The organism is Thermopirellula anaerolimosa (genome assembly GCF_054657335.1).
Genome location: NZ_BAAHYX010000006.1, coordinates 579,966 through 601,572, shown reverse-complemented (window position 1 = coordinate 601,572; position 21,607 = coordinate 579,966). Strand labels below are relative to the sequence as shown.

The window sequence follows — 21,607 nt, the reverse complement described above, 5'->3', positions numbered from 1 at the left end:
CTCACACTTTGATATTCACGATCTTGCGAATGAAGAAGGCCCCGAGAATCTGCATGATGATCGCGCCGACCAGCATCTTTTTGCCCAGCGGATCGGTGAACAGCATCATGACGTAGTCGGGATTGAGTTGGTAAACGGCCAAGAAAATTACGACCGGCAGGGCCATCAAGACGATTCCGGAGAGGCGGCCCTCGCCCGTCAACGCCTGGACCTGACCCCAAATCTGGAATCGTTCTCGTATCAAGCTTCCGATCTTCTCCAAGACCTCGGCCAAATCGCCGCCCGTTTGTCGCTGAAGGACCACGGCCATGGTGAAAAACCGAAGGTCCAAGTTTGGAATGCGGTCGGCGAGGTCGCGGAGCGATTGCTCGAGCGGCATACCCAAATTTTGTTCCTCGAAAACGTGGCCGAATTCCTTGCCCAGGGGCGGGCCGATCTCGGTGGACACCATGTTGAATCCCGCCGCCAAGCTTTGGCCGGATCGGAGCGAACGGGCCAGCATTTCGAGGGCGTCGGGCAGTTGCGCTCCGAATGCCCGCAAACGTCGTTTTCTTCGCCACAGCACCCACAATAGCGGCAGCATGCCTCCCACGCCGCCGAGCAGGGGAATCAACAGTGCCGGTGCTCGCAGAAGCAGGCCCAACGCCAGACCTGCGCCCGCCAGTACCGCCGAGATCATGACAAGCTGTGCCGGCGGTATTTGTATGTCCGCCTGTTCCATCAAGCGTTTCAGGCTGGGTAAACGCTCCACGATCGCCTCGGCCAGACTGCTCTTGTTTTCCAGCGGTTTGGTCAAGAGGCTTTGCTGCTTGCGTAACTCTTCCTTGCTCTTGGCCGTCTGAACGCCGGCGTACACTTGCAGGCGATTTTCGAGTCGGTCATCGGTTCGCCGGGTGAAGAGCATGGCCAGCGCTGCGACCAATGCCGCCGTACCGACGAATGCGGCGAATGCGATTAGCAGGGGACTCATGATGTGCCTGTTCCTCTCATCTATCGAACGAAAGAGTCCTCGTCTTGGTCGGTACCCCTCTATTACGCTTCCAGCATTACGCGCTGACGGAAGATATTTGCCGGCAACCGGATGCCGCGAGCCTCGAGTCGCGGCATGAATGTCGGCCGAATTCCCGTGGATATGAACTTCCCATAGCTGCGCCCCGATTCATCGATCCCCTCTTGTTCGTAACGGAAGATGTCTTGCATGACCACGGTGTCCTGCTCCATTCCCACGACTTCGGTGATGTGGGTAATTCGCCGGACGCCGCCTTGGAGACGGTTGGCTTGGATGATTAAGTTGACGGCGCTGGCGATCTGCGTTCGCATTGCCTTCAGCGGGAGTTCAAAGCCCGCCATCATGATCATCGTTTCCATACGAGCGATCGCGTCGCGGGGGGCATTTGCGTGAAGCGTGGTCATCGAGCCTTCATGGCCGGTATTCATGGCCTGAAGCATGTCCAGGGTTTCCGGACCGCGGCACTCACCGATGATGATTCGTTCGGGACGCATACGCAGGGCGTTGCGTACCAGATCCGTGGCGGTAATCGCCCCCTTACCCTCGATGTTGGCAGGACGAGTCTCCAACCGCACGACGTGTTCCTGCTGGAGTTGCAATTCGGCGGCGTCTTCGATCGTGACGATCCGCTCATTGTTGGGAATGAAGCTGGACAGCGTGTTCAAAAGCGTCGTCTTACCGGAGCCTGTACCACCGGAGATGACGACGTTCAATCGCGCCTTGATCGCCCCCTCCAGCAGCATGACCATCTCGGGAGTAAACGCCTTGAGGTTGAGCAAGTCTTCGAGTTTGAGCGGATTTCTTCCGAAGCGACGAATGGAGACGGCGGGGCCGTCCAAGGCCAGCGGGGGAATGATCGCGTTGAAACGCGAACCGTCCGGCATACGGGCGTCGACCATGGGGCAGGTTTCGTCGACGCGACGTCCTACCTTGGAAATGATGCGGTCGATGATCTGAAGCAAGTGTTCGTTGTCGCGGAAGGTGACCGTCGTCTTTTCGAGTTTTCCTCGGCGCTCCACGTAAACGTTCTTGGGACCGTTGATCAAGATGTCGCTGACGGCGGGATCCTTAAGCAGGGCCTCCAAAGGTCCGAGGCCGAACGTCTCGTCGAGCACCTCGTCGATCAGACGCTCGCGCTCGCTGCGGTTGAGCATCGTGTTTTCGCTGTCGCATAGGTGCTCAACGACCAGACGGATTTCGCGACGCAAGACGTCGCCCGCCAACTGGCCGACCTTGGAAAGGTCCAGCTTGTCCACGAGTTTGCTGTGAATGCGCTGCTTCAATTCCTCGAAAGAGGGTTCTTTCGAGTCCACGGCGCGGGTTGGGCCTCCAAGCGGGCGGGCAGTGGGGAATTGTGCCATCCTGGGAAACTCCCAAATCGACGAATGTATCAGTCGTTAATGAAGCGATCGTGCGTCACCAATAATGCGGCGACCGACGGCGATTGCAACGGGTTGTCGGATGTGAAGCTCGGATGCAAATGCAGCTATGTCGCACCGTCGCCTCAGCGAGCGAATGTTTTCACTATCAAGCCTAGCTTACGCCGGGCACCGACTACCCACGAATCCGGACAAGTTTTCCTATGTTGCCCAAGCGATCCTGTCGCTCGCCATTCGTGACATATTGCGACGCCTAAGAATCCGCGCGATAAGAAGTTTTTTGTAAAAAGTGGAGACAAAGATCGACGTTGCAAGGAGAGGACGCGAGGGGGGATTTCGATAGAAAAACCACCTAAAAGGAGGGTTGTCACTTCATTCCGAAGTGCCATCGTCGTAAAAACTGCGTGAAAACGTAGAGAAAACCGGGAGGAAGTCACTGCGGCGTACGATAATAAGGCGTCCCGCTCAGGGAAAGCCGCGTGCGCGGCGATTCGGAACCGTGAGTGCCGTTTTGGTCTCCCCTTTCCAAAACAATATTTTGCCTGCTTATGTTGTCGAAGTGATGGCGCAAGGCCGCGTGGTCCTCATCCTTAATGCGTTTTTTGACAGGCCGTCCTTTGATTGACCCGGTTCCCTGTCTATAAGTAGAATGGTTAATAATGAGGATTCTGGGGTTGGGCGGAAGACATTCGGCTATTGCGCCCCAGCTTCCTTTTCTCCATAGTCTTCTCGCAACAACGAAAAAACGTCATGACCGTCACTTGCCGCACCGGGAGGGGGGGTGGATAGCCGACGGCGACAGTCAATTTTTACGAGCAATACGGGGCATGAGGCCGTATTGATCCGAACGATGTCTCACTCCACGCCGCCATCGCGAGATGCCGCCGGTTCCGCCCTCAACGGTGGTTCCGCTCGGCACCGATTGGACGATCAACCCACGGTGATCACCGGGGGGGATCAGCCCGCTTTGGGCGGCACGGCGGATTTAGGGGTTGAAATCGTTGCTCCCAAGTTGACGCCGGGGGCCATGATCGGTCCGTACGAACTGTTGGACCAGATCGGCGGAGGTGGGATGGGGCGCGTGTTTCGGGCGTTTGAGGCCTCTGTGGGACGGACGGTTGCCTTAAAACTGCTGTCCCCGACTCAGGCCGCGGATCCTCAGACGTTGGCGCGGTTTCAGAATGAGGCGCGTGCGGCAGGGCGACTCAACCATCCCAACATCGTTCAAGTTTTTTCCGCGGGCGAAGTCCAGGGAATCCCCTTCATTGCCCTGGAGTTCATCGAAGGAAAGAACGTCCGCGCCTTAGTTGAGGAAAACGGCGGACTTCCCGTTGGGGATGCCGTCCGATATGCCATCCAGGTCGCCGAAGCATTGGAACACGCTTGGTCGCGAGGCGTCGTCCATCGAGACGTTAAACCCTCGAACATCTTAGTGTTTCCGGACGGTCGCGTGAAGCTAATCGACTTCGGGTTGGCGCGGATGCACGAGGGGACGGGGCGATCCGGCGATTTGACCAGCAGCGGCATGACGCTGGGGACGTTTGACTATATCGCGCCGGAACAGGCGCGAGACCCGCGTCTTGCGGACATCCGCAGCGACATTTACTCTTTGGGCTGTACGCTTTTCTTCATGCTGACGGGGCGTCCTCCCTTTCCGACGGGCACCGTCCTGCAAAAACTCTTGCAGCACCAGGCCGAGGAACCGCCGGATATTCGCAAACTCCGAAAGGACGTGCCCGAGGCGTTGGTGCGGGTGCTGCGGAAGATGATGGCGAAGTCGCCGCGGCATCGTTATCAAACGGCGACCCAGCTGATCGAGGCGCTGAGCGAGGTCTTGGCCGAGATCAGTCAGCATTATGCGGCGACCCGTGTGTGGGGACCGCCCGAGTCGCCGACACGACGTGCCTGGCAAAAGCACCTGCCATGGTTGGTCCCCGTTCTGCTTTTCTTCATGGGCACCGTCGCTTTGGATTGGTGGTGGTCGCCGGCAACGCTTCAGGGATTGCCGGGGGGGGATATCTACGACTTGCCGTTGCAACCCAACCGCGACCGATCGCCCTTGCCGACGCCGGTGGAACCCGCCTCAAAGCCAGGTGAGGCGAAGGTGCAAGCAGCGACTGCGGGGCCCGGTTTCGGTGCCTCGACTGAGTCCGGCCAAACGCGATTACCCGTTCCCGGAAGCAGTAGCGCTGTGCGGTCCGAATCCGGTGGCGGATTGGAGTCTCCGGCGACAATTGGAACCGGGGGAGTTTCGGTGAATGGGCAGGGGCACGATACGTCGCTGGAGATGGCGAATCGGCTTTCCGGCGCGTCGTGGGAAGGCCCGGCCTCGGCTTTGCACAAAGACGACGTATTCGGTCCGTCGCAGGGGCTTGGTTTTCCGGCAGCGTCCCCCGATCCGCAAGCGACCGTGCCGTGGACGCCGTTGCCCCGGGCTTTGCGGCAGGACGCCCCGGGAAATGTCGTCAACGCCCCCTCCGCGCTAGCGAATGCCGCGTCGCCTCTCTTGGGTGCATCAGGAGATCCGGTTTATGGAAAGACGCCCGAAGGCTTGGCGGGCGCTGCCTCCGGAGCGACCGGGAGTCCGGCAGCGATTCCCTACTCCACCTCACCCGGTACCGTAGCCTCCCGCGGGGTCTTGGTTGTGGATCCGAAGGGGCAATCGCCCGGACGATTTCCAACCTTAGGGGCCGCACTCGCGGCGGCGAAGGCAGGGGACGAGATTCGACTCGACTTTGACGGTCCCTTGGAGGTGGAGCCTTGCGATGTCCGAGGCCGAAGCTTGATCATCGCGGCATCCGAGGGACGTCGACCGGAGTTGGTGCTTCGTCCGGCGCTGGGCACGCTCTTTCAGCGACAAAAGACGTTCTTCGCGGCGGCGGGTGCATCATTGATGTTTCGGGACGTCGTTCTGCGTGCGGAGAATGTGTCCTCCGTTTGGCCGGACGGTTGGTCCGTCATGCACCTGGACTTCGGTTCGCAAGTCGCGTTGGAACGCTGTGTCGTGTCAGTGGCGGAAAAGAATTGGAGTAACCAAGAACGGTCGCCTGCCGCCCGCATCTTCGAAGTTCGAAGCGATCCGCAGTCCTACGTCCTGTTGACCGGGGGATTGCCGGCACCGGGTATTGCCGCGAGGCCTGTTGGCATCACGCTGACGAATTGCGTGTTGCGGGGTGAAGCGTCGGCGGTATGGGTGGGCGACGGACAACCGTTGTCCGTGTCGCTCAAGAATTGCTTTACGAGTACGACCGGAAGACTGTTGGATGCCGTTGGTAGCGAACTGCCGCCGGCCAAGGAATCCGTCGTCCGGTTGACGGCGGAGAACCTTACGTGCGCGGTTCGGTCGGGCGTGGTCCGGGTCGTCCCCGGCGAATACCGCCCCTATGTGCCGCAAGTGGAGATGGACGCGAGGGACTCGATTTGGGTTGGACCTCCGCAAGGGGTGTTCGTCGAGCATGTCGGAATCAGCGCGGAAGAAGCGTTGGGGCGGTTTCGTTGGCGCGGCGAACGAAATTTCTATGAGCGATTTGCCGTTTTTTGGAGCATTGCGCCCGGTTCCGGCACGGAAACGCTTCGGCTGCCCTTCGAAGCCTGGAAGAATTACTGGCGGTGGGAGAATGAAAGTTCGCCCGCCTGGGGCGCCGTGCCTTGGAGTGGGCCTTTGCCGGACGGAATCCCGCCGCACGAGCATACCCCGCGAGACTTTGCGCTCATGGACCCGCTCATCGACGATGCGGCAATTGGCTTGGCAGGAGAGGTGGGTTGCCTCGCGGACCGACTGCCGATCGTGACCGCGGAAACGTCGCCCTGAAGCCTTGAAACGTCGAGCTGCACGCGCGGCGGTAATTGCGGCAGGCCGGGGTGAAACACTTCGCCCCGTTAGGGTCCCTTGTCGTTGATCGCAAGCCGAAGACGCCGCGGACTTGATTGGTAATCTGCGACGGGCCGGCTTTGCGACCGGCAAAAGTGCTCCTCGACCCCTCTACACAGATTCGAGGGCGACGGCGGAGTCCGTCTCGGCGGCTTCCGCTTCGTCCATGGCTGTCGTCCATTCTTGGCGACTGGAAAGGTAGTATCCGACGCCGATGGCCGCAATGATCAGCGTAATCACGCGGTAGACCAGCATGGTCAGAAGGCCTTGGCCCGGTGGAATGGTCTCGCCCGAGATGAGAGGAATCGAGGCGTACAAACGATCCAGCACGAACTCGGTCGGCCCGATGGAAACCGGAAGCACCTGCGCGGAAGCGCTGACGGGAACCATCACAAAGTGGTAGCTCAAGGAGTGGACGCTAGGGAACATGCTGCTGGAGATCAAGAAGATCGAGCACGCCGTGAGTAGGTGCACGGGAAAAGTCATGAATACGGCCGCAGTGATCAACGGCAGGTTATGACGATAGCGACGGATCGCCTCCGCCAACCGTGCGATCGCCGAACCGATCAGGGGTAGTCGTTCCAGAAGTCGGAGGAAAGCGCCGTCGGTGGCGTCGGGTGCCCAGAGCACGATCAGACCGACCGTCATCACAGCGGAAACGGCGACGACCGCCACCGACACGGTCTGAACGATGGCCTGCGGTTGCCGGTAGAATCCGGTCAAGAGAATTGCAATGCCCGCAGTGATGAAAAGAACGTAAAGGCCGAGGATTCGGTCCAACAGTACCGACGCCACGCTCTCGGGTCGGTGGCCGGGGAATCGCCGCGCGACGAGAATCGCCTTGGCCATGTCTCCGCCCACGATGCCCATGGGGGCAAGATTCAAGAGGAAACCCACGAAACTGAGGCGTAAGGATTCGCCGAAACGAATCGGTGTTCCCAAAGCGCGGATCAGCAACCACCACCGGATGAATGTGATGAGGACCGCTCCCGCCGAGGCCGTCAGTGCCGCCAAGAGCAGGTACCAGCGATCCGCAGCATGATGTACGAGTTGTTGCAATAGCAGAGGATTGAAGCCGTGTTCGTCGCGAAAAAGCCCCTCGCCCTTGTGCACGGCGTCCCACACAAGGTAGCTGAGGATTCCGATGGAGATGGCCGCCTTGAGAAAGACGATCGCCCATTTGCGGATTCGTTTCATGGAATACTGCAACGATTGAATTTGCCGCGTGTTCGGCGAGGACTCTTGCAACTGCGGAAGGGGCTCGGCGGCGGATGCAAGGCCCAACCTGCCCACCATGCGTCGAGAATTACATCACGCCGGAACGCTCCGTCATTTCGCGGCGTACGATCTCGAGATCCGAATCCACCATCATCTGAATCAGGTTGGTGAATGAGACTTCGGGTTGCCAGCCCAGGATTCGCCGGGCTTTGGAGGCATCTCCGCGCAGCGTGCAGACTTCCGCCGGGCGGATCAGACGCGGATCGATCTCGACGTGCTTCCGCCAATCCAGTCCCACGTACGTGAAAGCGGTTTCCACCAATTCCCGGACCGAATGCTTCTCGCCGGTTGCGACCACGTAATCATCAGGCTTTTCTTGCTGGAGCATCATCCACATGGCGCGGACGTAGTCGCCGGCGAAGCCCCAGTCTCGCATGGCATCCAAATTGCCAAGATGGAGCTTGTCTTGCACTCCCAGCTTGATTCGGGCGACGGCATCGGTGACCTTCCGCGTGACGAACTCTTTTCCGCGCCGCGGGGACTCGTGATTGAACAGGATTCCGGAACAGCCGAAGATACCGAAGCTCTCCCGATAATTGACGGTGATCCAGTGTCCGTACACCTTGGCCACTCCGTACGGACTGCGGGGCCAGAACCGGGTGTCTTCGTTCTGCGGTTCCTCGCGGACGTCGCCAAACATCTCGCTGGAACTGGCCTGATAGAAGCGAATGCCCGAGTCCACCTGGCGAATCGCCTCTAGCATCCGGGTGACGCCGAGCGCCGTGAACTCGCCCGTCAGGAGCGGTTGCTCCCAACTGGTGGGCACGAAACTCATGGCCGCCAAATTGTAGACTTCGTGCGGGCGAATGGCATCCAGTAGACGCACGATCGAGAGTTGATCGAGCAGGTCCGCTTGATGGAGCGTGACCCGCGAGCGAATATGGCGGATTCGGTCGAATCCTTCCGTGCTCGAGCGCCGGACCATTCCGTGGACTTCGTAGCCTTTTTCGAGCAGAAACTCGGCCAGGTACGATCCGTCCTGACCGGTGATTCCGGTTATCAGAGCTTTCTTCGACATTGCCCGACACTCCGATTTGGTGCCGCAAGTTCGGATCCGTACGCGCGGCGACCGAGTCCTTTTCTCTTCCTTGCTTGGCTGCACGAGTTTTCGTCCAATTGTCTATCTTACCAAAGTATCGAAACTTGTGACGGTGTTAGGCCCAGCATAGAATGCGATTGGAACGAAAAACTCGTCGTCGTCCGTGGGTAAACCCGTAAAGGTGTTGCATTCGCTACAATCCGTTCCCGCGGTGGATCGACGAGAACACGGTTTTCTTACCGAATCGGGGCGATCGGCTGGTCAAATCGGCGTCCGATGCGAAACGTAGGACGATCGAAACCGGGAGCAAGCAGGCGATGAGCGACGGATTCAGCCTGGCGGCGGTTCAGACCGTGGCCCGAAAGGTGATTGCGAATGTGGAGCAAGCCCTGATCGGCAAGCGCCAGCAGATCGTTTTCGCTTTGGCGGCGGCGCTATCGGAGGGGCACATCCTGTTGGAGGACGTGCCCGGCGTGGCCAAGACGATGTTGGCCCGTGCCTTGGCCCAAAGCATGGGCGTCACGTTCAATCGCGTTCAATGCACTCCCGACCTCCTGCCCAGCGACATCCTGGGAACCTCGATCTTTCACCCGAAAACGGGCGAGTTCGTATTTCGCCGCGGGCCGATCTTCTGTCAGATTCTTTTGGCCGACGAAATCAACCGTGCCACACCGCGAACGCAGTCGGCGCTGTTGGAAGCCATGGCCGAGGGCCGCGTCAGTATCGACGGTGCCACGTACCGTTTGGACCCGCCCTTCTTGGTAATCGCCACTCAAAACCCCATCGAACACGAGGGGACCTTTCCGCTGCCGGAAGCGCAACTCGACCGATTCCTGCTCCGCTTCTCGCTCGGCTATCCGCAATTGGAGGAAGAGATTCAGTTGCTCGGGCGACTGCAATTGGAGCATCCCATCGACAAGATTCGGCCCGTGATTTCCGCAGCCGATCTCTTGAACGCTCAGCAGGCGGTGCGACGGGTGCACGTGGAGGATCGCGTGCGGCAGTACATCGTGGAGTTGGTGCACGCCACGCGAGAGCATCAAGACGTGCGACTGGGGGGGAGTCCTCGGGCCGGAATAGCCCTTTTTCGTACGTCGCAAGCCGTGGCGGCCATGTTGGGACGCGGTTTTGTGTTGCCGGACGACATCAAACGCATCTTCCACGCCGTGCTCGGCCACCGCATCATCTTGCGGCCCGAAAGTCGTTTGCGTCGCGTGTCCGTGGAGGACGTTTTGAATGAGGTGTTGGATGCCGTGCCCGTTCCGATCGTGGAACCGCCCTCTCCGAAAACCGCCGGATCGGCGTAGCGGGCAGTCGAAGCGAATCGGCGAAAGCAATGGATATCGGCCGGGATAGTCGTCGGCGGGAGCCGAAATTTGAATTCCGCGAATGTGTCGAAAAAGCGAGCTTCTTGGGAGCCTGCGGATCGGCCTGCGACCGATCGAGTCATCGTCCAATGGGCCGTGGCGGCGGCGATTTTGCTCGTCCTGGCTTGGATTCTCGGCTCCGCTCCGTTGGCTGCGGCCACCTATCTCTTGCTGGCAACCGCCGTTGCCGCGAGGCTGTTGGTGCGATACTGGGCGTCTCAAGTATCCGCCTCCCGGGATTGCAACCGCGTCGATGCGCGTATCGGAGACAAGGTCGCCTTCAACGTCGAGTTGCATAATCACGGGCGGTTGGCCCTGCCTTGGCTTATGGTGGAAGATTTGATTCCAAGCGCCGATCTCCGCGGTACCCCGCCGCGGTTGCGGCTACTTGGGCGAAATGTGGCCTTCTTGCGATTGCCCAAGGGCGGTCGCAAGCGTCTCTTCTATCAAATCGAATGCATGCGGCGAGGGTTCTACCGCATTGGGCCGCTTCTCGCAGAAACCGGCGATCCGTTCGGATTGCAGCGGCGGTACCGATCGCTGGCGCCGCCGCAGTATCTGCTGGTGTACCCCAAAGTCGTTCCCTTGGAGGGCTACGACATCGCCGCCAAGAGACCTTTGGGCGAAATGCGGCTTGCGTATCAATTGTTCGAGGACCCGACGAGAATCGCCGGTATCCGGCCCTATCAACCCGGCGATCCGCCCCGACGCATTCATTGGGCGGCGACCGCCCGAACCGGACAGTTCCAAAGCAAGGTCTATGAACCCTCGGCATTGGCCGGCGCTACGCTGCTGCCGGACTTGTCTCCGAGCGGTTATCCGGAAGGCCAGGCCTATGCACGCTCGGAGTTGGCCGTTTCGGCGGCGGCTTCCTTGGCTCATGCCTTGTACTTGATGAACGAACCGTTCGGCTTGATATGCAACGGTCGAGACGCCGTGGAGCGTGCCAGAGAGGAAGGCTGGGACCCGGATCCGCACCATCGTTTGACGGCGATTCGAGTTCAGGATACGGGTCGCAAGGCGGGACGCGCGGCCGCACCGCTGATCCTTCCGCCGCAACGAGGCCCGCAACAGCTTCAGCATGCTTTGGAGGTTTTGGCCCGGGTGGAATTGTACCCAGGTCTCACGTTTGCCGAATTGATCCGAGAGACGTTGCCGAGGATTCCCATGGAGACGACCGCCGTCGCTTTCATTGGGATGCTTACCGCAGAAACCGCTTCCGCTTTGGAAACTGTGCGGCGTCGCGGGGTTCAGGTTGTGGCAATCTTCAACCATCCCTCGGAGGTGGATTTTGCCGTTGCCGCCGCGCGCCTCGCCGATCTGGGAATCGAGACGCGGCATCTGCCTTCGGAGGAATACTTGCCCACATTTTGCAGCCGGTATGTCTATCGTTGACCGCCCGATACGCGGCGACCGGGTCGCGGACCCGTTGCGTGTGGAAAACCCATGTTGCCGGAACGCCGAACCGCTGTTGATTTTTTCGCCCGCCTCGTGAACCCGGTGTTGGTCATGATGATGGTGGGCAGCCTCGCATTCTTGCTGCAAGAATCGTTCTACCGCGGCGATTTTCCTATGCGCCTCCGCTGGGTGAGCGGCCTATTCGTATTCGCCGCCGTGCTGATCGCTTGGATCACGATCGAAATGGGGAGAGTCAGAGCGGGCCTGTATCTCAGTCCGCTCTTGATTCTCGGGGTAGTGGCACTCGATCGCTTCGTGGAAACGCACATCTTAGGCATTCCCGCCTTGACCACCGTCTTTCACGTCATCGTCGTCGTTTCGATTTGGTTGGTTTGTCATCATGTCATGTTGGATTGCCTGCTCCTCGACGAAGACGCGGCGCCATCGGGCGGCAAAGGATTGTTGGAGGAGTGGGCGTCTTCGCCCGTGCCGCAAGCATCCGCCGAAAAGGAAGGCGGCTCACAAAATCCTTCCGAAAAGGCGCCGATCGGTGAGCGGGAAAACGTGGCCTTAGGCAAGTTCTGGGACCGCGTCTATCCGGAGCGACCGCAGGGCCCGCCCGGCCGAACCGTCTTGTATGTGTTGCTGGGCGGATTGCTCGTGATTGCCGTTGCCGGATTGAACGGCCCTGCGCAGGGGACGGCGGTTTACGCGGCGACGTACGTGGCCTCCGGCTTGGGCCTGCTAATGACCACCAGCTTGCTGCAATTGCGGCTTTATCTGCGCCAAAGGGATTTGGCCATGCCCGGCGATGCCGTCCGCGGTTGGGGCGTCGTGGGCGGCGCCGTCATCGTGGGAGTGTTGCTCCTCGCCTGGCTATTGCCGAAGCCCGCCGTGCCGACCTGGAGTTGGGGTGTTTACCTGAAGTCTCCCCTGCGCAAGGCGTCCGCATACGCGGCGCGAGCCATGGAGCCTGCGAACACGCCCACTTCAAAGAACCCTGCCGCGGCTGCCTCGCGGAAGCCTTCGGAGCGGCAAGCCTCGACAAGCGTGTCCGGGAATACGCAATCGCAGGAACCGACATCCGGTGCTGAAAAGGCCGGTGGCGGCAAGAATGACACCGAAAGCGAAGGGGACGGGTCCGGTGAATCCAAGAACGATCCGGCAAGAGGCCGAACCGCAGCACGGGAGACCGGCCCAGAGTCGTCACGCAATGAATCGAAATCCGGGGGAGCGAAAGCCGAACCGACAGCCGAACCGTCTCAATCCTCTTCGCCACAACGAACCGCGTCGGAACGGAATCAATCCCGGGAGGGAGAGCGAGAGGTGACAAAACGCTCTCCCGACGGAGGCGAGCGATCCGAAGACGAGCGAACGCACCACACTTCAGCGGAGAAAGATCAGGTTGGCCCTCAGGGCGCGGGCCAAAGTCGCGCCGGTGCGACGGCGACGAATACCGAGCAATCAAGCGAATCGCAAACGAATCCGACCTCAGAAGACACCCGGAAGAAGTTCCAGCAGTCATTGCCCCAGGTGAGCCTGAACCAGGTCGCCTCCGGATTCGCGTTTCTGTTGCGCTTGCTGATTGCGCTTGCATTCGTGGTGGCGGCGGCGTGGCTTGCTTGGCGATACAGACACGAGGTTCGAGAGGTTTTGCGACAGTGGTGTGAGCAGCTCATGCGGCTAATGGAGTCGTTGTTCGGGCGAAGAAAGGCCGCGGGAGGCAACGACTCGGCGGCGGGGCCGGCGTTGTCGCAATCACCTCCTTTCTCCCGTTTTCAGGATCCGTTTGCTTCCGGTATGGCAGCGAGGCAAGCACCCGTCTGGCTCGTGGTATATTCCTTTGACGCCCTGCAAGCCTGGGGCGAACAGATGGGGATGCCTCGTGATCCGGACGAGACTCCCAAGGAGTATGCTCGACGCCTGCGAGCGTCCGGTTTGAGGGGACCGAACGCATTCGATCGCTTGAGCGAACTCTACAACTTGGCGGCGTACGCGGGACGAAGCGGAACCCTTTCCCTGTCACCCGAAGATCGCCAAGCCCTGGCGACCGCCTGGCGATACATGACGCATCGAGTCAACGAGCCTGCGGTCGCCGGCGGGCAGGTCGGCACCGAGTGAGGTCCCGTAAGGAACTACTTGGAAACCTTACCGCACCTTGGCGTCGCCGGTCTCCGTCGCGGCAACGGCGTCTTGCGCCAGAATCTCGACGGAGATGATCTCCACGACCAGATCGACTTCATCCTTGTCGGAGATTTCGCCGGCGTCATGCGTGATGAAGACGTCGATCGATTGTCGTCGGGCTTTCCCGTCCGTCAAAGTCTGGAGGACATCCAACCAATATCCATCGCTGATAGGTCGCGGTTCGACATTCGGCAGTTTGCGGCGATAGAACCCGGCGACGACGCTGGGGCGCCCGAATCCCTCGGCTCGCAGATAGTGGATTCGCATGGGATCGAATCGCACGGAACCCAACTCTTGACGGAGCTGAGAATTGGGCCAATCCAGGTGGAATTCCGCGACTAGGTTGCCGTTCGGGAACACATCCAAGACCCGTTTTTGGGCGAATTGCTCGGCGGCGGCAGGATCCTTGGAAGCAACCTGCTGCGCGGCCTTGAAGAAGTAATCGCCCAGCGATCGGCCAACATCCTCCGAGAAAAACATCCATCGGACCTTCGGCGACAACTGAGAAGCGGCCCCCAACTGCCCGGGAGCACCGGGATATTCTCCAGGCGGCCCGCTGGAACCCGGGTAACCGGCCTCGCCGGGCGGTTGTGCTCCGGGACGCATCGGCGGTCGACGTCCGGGCATGGGGCGGCTCGGTCGAGCTGGAGTGTTGGCCTTGGGCAACTCTTCCCGCGGCAGCAGTTTGAGGGACACCAGGAACCCGGGATCCACAAACACATTGGCGCCCAACCCCAATTCCATAAGCGGCTCCGGGCCTTCCTCGGAGTGGGCTTTGAGAAATTGGAAGACCCGCGCGCGCACAGAGTCCATGGGCAGTGTCGCGGCCAGCAGGACTTCGCGAGGATTCTCCTTCAGCGATTTCGAGGACGCGATCCGCGTTTCGACAAATCCCACACCCTCGTCCGTCCAAATACGGGGCGCCAGCTTGAGCGCCAAATCTCGCGGCAAACCCGTGATGCGCAGATTTCGTTCCCGGGGCCGAACGCGATTGCCCGCCGTTTGGCCCGAACCCGGGGTACCGTAGCCGGGTTGCATGGGGTAGCCCTCCGATTCGTATCCGCCGGGTGGCGCGCCGGTGGAACCATAAGCGGTGGGAGGCGGTGAGCCGCTGCCATATCCGGAACCGGGCGGGACAGTGCTGCCGGGGTAACCGGGCGGCATGCTTCCTCCAGGGTAGCCGGGCGGATAAGGCGACCCTCCCGGCGAGGGCGCGGTACCGCCGAGAATGCCCGAAAGAGACACCGCGCCTTGCCCTTGCTGCGCGTTCTGGGCGCCTACGAGTGCGGCAAGTCCAGCCATCCCGGTGGCATCTTCCGCGCCCATGACGGCAGCCAGCACCGCGGAGGTAAACTCGGTGACGATATCCACGACCATGGCCACGGCGGGGTCTTTCGTGTCACCCTTCTGGGCGAAAACCAATAGCACCGGGAGATTCTCCGGGACCGGCTTCATGAGGAAGGGTACAAAGAGTTGGCGATCGGATTGTCGGGCTTGCGGGCTGAGGACATGCGACGCCAATTGGATGCGAATCCGCTCCGGCATTTGGTCTTGCAGCAGATCGAAGGTCAGTTTTTGGATTTCCAGACCGGTGAGCTTCGCTTTTCGAGCACCTGCCGCACCTCCCGGCGGGCCGTAGGGCGATCCGGGAGGCGCTCCTTCGGATCCGTACTCGGAACCGTATTCGGTTTGCACCGACTCCGGAGAGGAACCGTATTCCATGGGCGGGGCGGAACCCGGCGATCCGTACGGTGTGGAACCATATCCCGGCGGCGGGCCTGTGGGGCCGTATCCGGGAGGCGGGGCGCTGGAACCATAGGCGGGCGGCGCGCCGGTTGGACCATAGCCCGGCGGCATCCCGCTCCCATACGGCGACGGCGACGAACCCGGAATGCCCGGGCTTCCAGGTGTTGCTCCTTGCGTTGCTTGCATTCTCGGCGGATCGCAAAGCAGCTTGACCACCAACTTTTCGTACTCGGCGTTCTGCAAACGATCGATCGCACCCTTGACGGTCGTCTCCACGGCCAGAGGGTCGTCGAGGACCTCGATCTTTCCTTCCAATAAGTCGTTGATCGTGGCAAAGGCGGGCGCGGCCCCGGCTTCACCGATTTGCACGAGACCTTCCACGCAGCTTTTCAATAGTTTCGGCTCAAACTCCGGGTCCTTGGCGGCTTGCGCAGCGGGAGGAGCACCGCCGGGAGGCGCCGCACCGGGCGGACCGTACGGGCCTCCCGATCCGGGGCTTCCGTACGGGCTTCCCGATCCCGGACTGCCATAGGGGCCCGGTGAACCTGGACTTCCGTACGGCGACCCTGATCCGTAAGGACTGCCGGATCCTGGGCTGCCGTAAGGAGAACCGGAACCATACGGGCCAGGACTGCCCGACGGCGCTGCCGCGGCCTGCGCGGTCTTGGGTTGCTCCATCAAAGAAGCCAGGATCGGGACCGTTTCCTCGGCGGGCTTTTGATTCGATGTGGTCGCAGTTACAAGATATGCGACGGCCTCGAAAAGTCTTGCCTCCTGCTTTTCCCTGGCCTTCTTGAAATGTTCCAAAGTCCACTCGGCGAAGTCTTTGGGGAGTTCGGGTTCCGCGGGCTTTTCGGGCTTTTGTTCCGCGGTCGCTTGCGGCGGCGGCGTCGGAGGCGTTGCGACGGGCGGCGGAGTCGGCGGTCCGCTCGGTGCGCCCGCCGATGAAGAATCATCGCTCTTCGAACAACCGGGTACGCAGATGCCGACGACGATGCTTAGCGCAACGAGGCAACCGACGAACCCCAACGTCTTCCAACGACCCAGGGAACAAATCATATCGCCAACTCCTCTCCCGGCGATGCGAGGCCACGCCATCCTGCCGATCCTCGGCTCCGCACTCACAAAACTGGACGGATGAGCACCTATCCGAAAAGGTGACGCGTCTCCCGGACCCTCTACCCAGGACGTATTCTAGCAAATGAGTTCGAGCAATCCCAGTATTTTTCCGAGCCGGCTTGGGACCGATTATGAAGGGCGTGGCAGCAACGTTTTTCAATCGCCTCGCGTTGCTTAGGGAATGCCGGTGTATTTCCGGGGCGGCGTCCCGAGTTGATTTGGGGGCCCGGCGAGGCGAAAATCCTTTCGGTGCATTCGAATGGCCGTGATTCGACGGAATCCGTCGTCGCTGACGTAGGTGACTCCGTGGAGCGGGGGTTTCTTGGCGGGACTGGCACTAACGGGCGCATTGCCGATTTTCTCTATTTGGCTCAAATTATGCTCTGGATGCGTTCCGCCCTTAATTGCTATATTGGATCGCCGCAAAAACCGCGCAGAAAAACATGGGCCTATTGCGGGACGGCGGTATTACGGACTCGCTACAGGGAGGTGGTGAGTGGCGCCCGACACTTTGCGATTTCTCCACGCGGCGGACCTTCACTTGGACGTCCCGATTCACGCGATCGTGGACGCGCCGCGGTCCGTCGTGGAGCGTGTGTCGGGACTTTCTTCTCGGCTTCTTCAGCGAATCATGGAAACCGCCGCATCGGAGGAGGTGCAGTTCGTCCTTCTTGCGGGCGATGTGATGGATTGGCGATTGGCCGGGCCCGCTCTCTGCGAGGAATGGATTACCTTTTGCGAAACCATGGCCGAGCAGGGTGTCCCCGTCGTTTGGGCGACGAGTGCGGCGGAGCGCGCAGGACCTGTGCCAGCCTCGCTTGTGCCCCAGGGCGTCGTCTTGCTATCGGGCGAGCGCCCTCGGACGATCGCTCAGAATCTCGAAAACGGGACGCGCGTCGTTTTCGTCCATTGGCCGGAGGGGGCGACCGCACCGGATGCCGACGCCTTTGTCTCTCCGGGTAGTGAAGCGGATTATGTCATCGCGGTGCGCCATCAATCGCAACGCAATGAGTTGCCCGGTCTGGTGCCGCTTGACTACTGGGCGCTCGGGGGGAAGCACAAGAAAGAGACGGATCTCTCCGGAACGGTGACGCGGCACGACCCCGGCACGCCGTTGGCTCGCCGACCGCAGGAGGACGACAGTTCGTCCGTCACGGTGGTGACGCTGCATCAGGGCGGAGCCTGCGATTTGCGGCACAAAACCACCGGTCTGTTGCGTTGGGAGACCGTCCCGTTGCTTCTGACCGAGACGTGCTCCGAGGCGGAGTTCTTCTCTCAATCCATGCAAGAGTGGGAATCGCGGCGGCAATCCGGTTCGGGCGAGTCCTTGCTGCGGTTCGTCGCTTGCGGCGATCCGGTTCGCATGATTGCTTGGCGGCGCGAGGGCGTCTTCGATCGGGTGCTGGGCGAAATGAGGGCCAGATGCGAACGCGAGCACGGCGGACCGTGGCCGCTGGGTATCGACCTGGATCCTTGGGAGGAATGGCCCGCCGAGTGGCTGAGCGAAGATTCATTTCGCGGCGAACTGCTGCGACAGGCTCTTGGGCATGCAGGCGACTTGTTCGACGAAGTTGCGGAAGAGGTCCGCGCGCTTCCGCAAGAATGGCAAGCGGAACTGCTCTCCGCGGCGGACTGCGATGACTCCGAAAGGCTGGGACGTTTGCTCGCGGTGACGGTTCTGGAACGACTCCGGGCGGCGGAGGATCCATCGTGATTATCCGCGAACTACGCATTGAATCCTTCGGCGTCTTGCAGGACGTCGCTCTTCAAGGACTGGGGCCCGGCGTCCAAGTGGTGTACGGACACAACGAGGCGGGAAAGACGACGCTGCTGGAATTCATCCGCGGAGTTGTGTTCGGCTTCGCGAGTCGTGCCCGATACGTGTGTAACGGCGAGCAGGTCCTTTCGGGACGTTTGATCTGCGATGTTCGCGGCAAGCCTTTGACTCTCGCTCGGCGGTTTTCCATTTCGGAAGGAGAATCCCACGAGATTCATTGGAACGAGCAGCGGCTCTCGGATTCGGAATTTCGGGAGTTGCTATCGGGGTTTGACGAGGGCGTTTTCTGCTCGGTTTTCGCCATTACCTTGGACGAACTGGCCCGGTTGCGGACTCTGGACGAAACTCAAGCGGCGGATCAGTTCTACGACCTTAGCCTGGGACTCGACCGCACCGCTGTGCAAAGGCTATTCGCGGATATCGAGAATCGGCGGAAAACGCTGCTGAATCCCGCCACGCAAGCCGGCGAAATACCGCATCTCATCGCGGAACGTCGGCGACTCGATCGGGAAGTCGAAGAGGCTTCACAGATCACGGAAGAGTATGCGCGATTGCGTCGCACCCGCGATGAATTGCTTCGGGCCAAGGCATCCGAGGAGGCGAGTGCGGGGGAGTTGACGCGACGGCTCGAGACCCTGCGGACGCTGGACGCCTTGGCGCCGCAACGCGAGCGAATGCAGGAACTTCGCACTCTTATCGAGAATCATCCGCGATCCGAGGTTGCGCTACCGGTTTATGTCACGAAGGTTCGGCGCGAGCGAAAGAGGCTGTTGCGTCTGACCGATCGCTTGCGCACGCTTTCCGCGCGTCGTCGTGAGTTGGAGCACGACCTGAGTCAAATTCCGCCCGCGCGCGCCCTTTTGTCGATTGCGCCGGCGGTGGAGGGAATACGACTGAGTCTGCCGGCGATTCGCCAATGGATCGACGAGATGGAGGCGTGCCGGCGGGAAATGGCGGCCTTGGCCGAGCAGCGGCGAGCCATCGAAGCCGAATTGTCGGCCGAGCTTCGTTCAGAAAACGCCGATCGGGGGACGTATGCAGAGACCGGTGATGCCGGCGAAGAGAGACCCGTCATAAAGCGTCCGCGGTTAGGTTCGGCGTGGACGCGACATGTCGACCGATTGCGACGAGAAATCCGCGAGATCGTGGCTCAGCTTCGCGAAATGAAGCGGCGTCTTCGGACGCTGCAAGAGGAGCATGAGAGGATTGCCGCCGGCTTGCGCGACCGCGCGGACGGAATGGCCGCCGAAGAAGTCGCTCGCGAGATTCAACGCCTGGGCGATCGACTTGCCAAGCTGCGACGTTGGGAGCAGGTTCGTGTCCGGTTGCACGAAGTCGAGGAGCACCGTGAGGCGACTCGCCGTGAGTTGCTGAAACACCTGCCGGAGGAATTGACGCTTCAGCAAAACGTCGCTTTGGGCGGCACCTTCGTTGCCGGGCTGTCTCTGCTCCTGGCAACCGGATTGGGCGCTTTGGGCGTGCCGAGTTTCAGCGGGTTGAGTTGGATCTGGGGACTAGTGGGTGGCATTGCGGCGGCAACTGTGCCGCCCGTGCGATCTCGGCTTCTGGCTCAGGCCGGAAAGGTACGTGCCGAGACGATGCGTCGACTCGAGACTGTGGAGGGCGAACTGCGCGGGCTGAAGTCCGAGCAGGCGCGTCTGGAGGCGGAATTGGCTCCGCTTCCCGAACGCCCCGCCGAGGCCGTTCCGGGCGTCGAAAGGCGTCTTCGGGAACTTCAGGATTTGCGGGATGGGATGGACGAAGAGCGCGCCGCGGCGCAGGCCGTTGCTGAATGTCGCAAGCAGGGACAAGCCCTTTGCCGACGATTGCGTGTTTTGCTGGGAAAGTGGCAAGAACTGTTGACGAGCGGCGGGATATCCGGAAATCCGTCGCCTCAGCGCTGGCCGGTTTGGCGGCGGCGTCTTAGGGAAGTAGCGACGCTGGATAAGAAGGAATCCGAGTTAGCGAAACGATTGCCGTCGCTGGTCGAGCGTTTGGCCGAGGTGGAATCGCGACTCGAGGAATTGGCGAAAAATGCGGGCATCTCGATGCCGGACGGTTCGCCGGAGGACAAGATTCGTTTCCTGGCAGGCAGAATAGAAGAAGCGGTGAATGCCCGAGAGGAACGCCGAAGGATTCACCGAGTCTTGTCTTCCGCGCGGCGGGAATGGAAGAAATGCCGTTCCCTACGTGCGAAGAGCAAGTTACGGCTAAAGCGACTCTACCGTCGCGTCGGGGTGGCGAGCTATTCCGAGTTGCGGGCGAAGATCGAGGAGGAAGAGCGGCGGTCGGCGCTGCGGGAGGAATTGGAGCGGCTGGCCGCGTTGTGGCAATCGACGGTGGGGGGAATTGGCGATACGGAACTGCGGGAGCTTGCCTCGCTTTCGGTGGCCGAAGTGCGGCAGGCCATGCAGGCGTTGCAGGCGGAACTGGAAGCCCGGCGTCATCGTTTTGCGGAACTGCTGGAGCGTTTGGGGCGAGTGTCGGCCCAAGTCGAGAGCCTGACGGCGGATCGATCGCCGCAGTTGCGTGCCTTGGAGTGGGCCGGCGTGGAATCGCAAACGGTTCACGCCGTCCGCGATTGGTGGATGTTGTCGCTTGGGCAAAAGGTCTTGGAACGAGTCCGTCTTCGCTATCAAAAAGAACGCCAGCCGGCGCTTCTTCAGGAAGCATCGGAGTATTGGCGGCGGATGACCGGCGGTCGCTTTGTGCGGGTGTGGACGCCTTTGGAAGAGCGGGTGCTCTTGGCGGAGGATCGTGAAGGACGCAGTTACGGTCTGGACCAGCTATCGCGGGGTACGCGCGAGCAACTGTTCTTGTGCTTGCGATTGGCCTTGGCTTCGCACTTCGGTCGGCGATTCGAGCCGATTCCTCTTATCCTGGATGACGTGCTGGTGAACTTCGATCAGGTCCGCGCGGAATCGGCCTGTCATGCACTCTTGGACTTCGCGGGCGAAGGGCGGCAAGTTCTGCTGTTCACGTGTCACGACCATGTGGCCGGCGTTTTTGCTTCGGCGGGAGCGGCGGTCTGCCGATTGCAGGATCGACCGGAGGAGGAACAGTCTCGATTGCGCACTGCGGTGGAACGGGAATCTCAAGTCGCCGAGCCTCGGCCAAGCGGTTCAGAGTTGCAATCGGGAAGGAAAAAGGCCCGAAAAAATCGGCCCGTAATTCGTGCGGACCAAACGTCGTTGCAAGAGGCGGTATCCGAATCGACCGATTCAGGGGAGGAATTCACTCCGTCCGAAACGTCGCCGAAAGGACCTGCCCAGGAGGGAGCGGAGGAATGGTTTGCCGTTCCCGAGCCTTATCCAATCGAGGGCGCGGCGAATTCCGAGAAGGCTTCCGGCGGGCGACGATCCACGCGACTTCAGGGGCGTCGCAATAAAGCGGCGTGATCTGCCCGGGGGACGAGGCCGTGATTTCGGATTTCGGCACCG

General features: G+C 60.8%; 11 protein-coding genes. 6 read left to right on the top strand and 5 right to left on the bottom strand.

What is annotated here, in order from left to right; genetic code table 11:
• Window position 1: 1 nt before the first annotated feature.
• Together ACYQ6J_RS08355 and ACYQ6J_RS08350 are read right to left on the bottom strand one after the other, a co-directional pair.
• Window positions 2-970: a type II secretion system F family protein gene (locus tag ACYQ6J_RS08355; protein ID WP_460183728.1), complete on the bottom strand. Its 969-nt coding sequence runs from the start codon at window positions 968-970 to the stop codon at window positions 2-4.
• Between the two features lie 62 nt (window positions 971-1,032).
• Window positions 1,033-2,322 carry a TadA family conjugal transfer-associated ATPase gene (locus tag ACYQ6J_RS08350; protein WP_460183727.1) on the bottom strand — a complete coding sequence of 430 codons (1,290 nt, stop codon included), beginning with the start codon at window positions 2,320-2,322 and terminating at the stop codon, window positions 1,033-1,035.
• A 916-nt stretch (window positions 2,323-3,238) separates the two neighbouring features.
• Here ACYQ6J_RS08350 and ACYQ6J_RS08345 point away from each other — a divergent pair.
• Window positions 3,239-6,199, top strand: a complete 2,961-nt coding sequence (locus ACYQ6J_RS08345; protein WP_460183726.1) for a serine/threonine-protein kinase — start codon at window positions 3,239-3,241, stop codon at window positions 6,197-6,199.
• Window positions 6,200-6,370: 171 nt separating this feature from the next.
• Here ACYQ6J_RS08345 and ACYQ6J_RS08340 read toward each other — a convergent pair whose 3' ends face one another.
• Both ACYQ6J_RS08340 and gmd read right to left on the bottom strand, forming a co-directional pair.
• Window positions 6,371-7,456 carry a lysylphosphatidylglycerol synthase transmembrane domain-containing protein gene (locus tag ACYQ6J_RS08340; RefSeq protein ID WP_460183725.1) on the bottom strand — a complete coding sequence of 362 codons (1,086 nt, stop codon included), beginning with the start codon at window positions 7,454-7,456 and terminating at the stop codon, window positions 6,371-6,373.
• Window positions 7,457-7,565: 109 nt separating this feature from the next.
• Complete coding sequence (gene gmd / locus ACYQ6J_RS08335) at window positions 7,566-8,555, bottom strand: GDP-mannose 4,6-dehydratase (RefSeq protein WP_460183724.1); 990 nt, start codon at window positions 8,553-8,555, stop codon at window positions 7,566-7,568.
• Between the two features lie 338 nt (window positions 8,556-8,893).
• Between gmd and ACYQ6J_RS08330 the strand changes: the two genes are divergently transcribed.
• From ACYQ6J_RS08330 to ACYQ6J_RS08320, 3 genes are all read left to right on the top strand, one after another.
• The gene (locus ACYQ6J_RS08330; protein ID WP_460183723.1) at window positions 8,894-9,883 is read left to right on the top strand and encodes an AAA family ATPase; all 990 of its coding nucleotides are present in this window, start codon (window positions 8,894-8,896) and stop codon (window positions 9,881-9,883) included.
• A gap of 84 nt (window positions 9,884-9,967) precedes the next feature.
• Complete coding sequence (locus tag ACYQ6J_RS08325) at window positions 9,968-11,338, top strand: DUF58 domain-containing protein (protein ID WP_460183722.1); 1,371 nt, start codon at window positions 9,968-9,970, stop codon at window positions 11,336-11,338.
• A gap of 51 nt (window positions 11,339-11,389) precedes the next feature.
• Entirely contained in the window at window positions 11,390-13,462 is a 2,073-nt protein-coding gene (locus ACYQ6J_RS08320) for a DUF4129 domain-containing protein (RefSeq protein ID WP_460183721.1), read from the top strand.
• Between the two features lie 27 nt (window positions 13,463-13,489).
• On the opposite strand, the gene ACYQ6J_RS08315 is transcribed toward ACYQ6J_RS08320, so the two are convergent.
• The gene (locus ACYQ6J_RS08315; RefSeq protein WP_460183720.1) at window positions 13,490-16,330 is read right to left on the bottom strand and encodes a hypothetical protein; all 2,841 of its coding nucleotides are present in this window, start codon (window positions 16,328-16,330) and stop codon (window positions 13,490-13,492) included.
• A gap of 556 nt (window positions 16,331-16,886) precedes the next feature.
• Between ACYQ6J_RS08315 and ACYQ6J_RS08310 the strand changes: the two genes are divergently transcribed.
• The gene (locus ACYQ6J_RS08310; protein WP_460183719.1) at window positions 16,887-18,104 is read left to right on the top strand and encodes a metallophosphoesterase family protein; all 1,218 of its coding nucleotides are present in this window, start codon (window positions 16,887-16,889) and stop codon (window positions 18,102-18,104) included.
• Window positions 18,101-21,565 carry an ATP-binding protein gene (locus ACYQ6J_RS08305; protein ID WP_460183718.1) on the top strand — a complete coding sequence of 1,155 codons (3,465 nt, stop codon included), beginning with the start codon at window positions 18,101-18,103 and terminating at the stop codon, window positions 21,563-21,565. Before ACYQ6J_RS08310 ends, ACYQ6J_RS08305 begins: the two co-directional genes overlap by 4 nt.
• Window positions 21,566-21,607 lie beyond the last annotated feature (42 nt).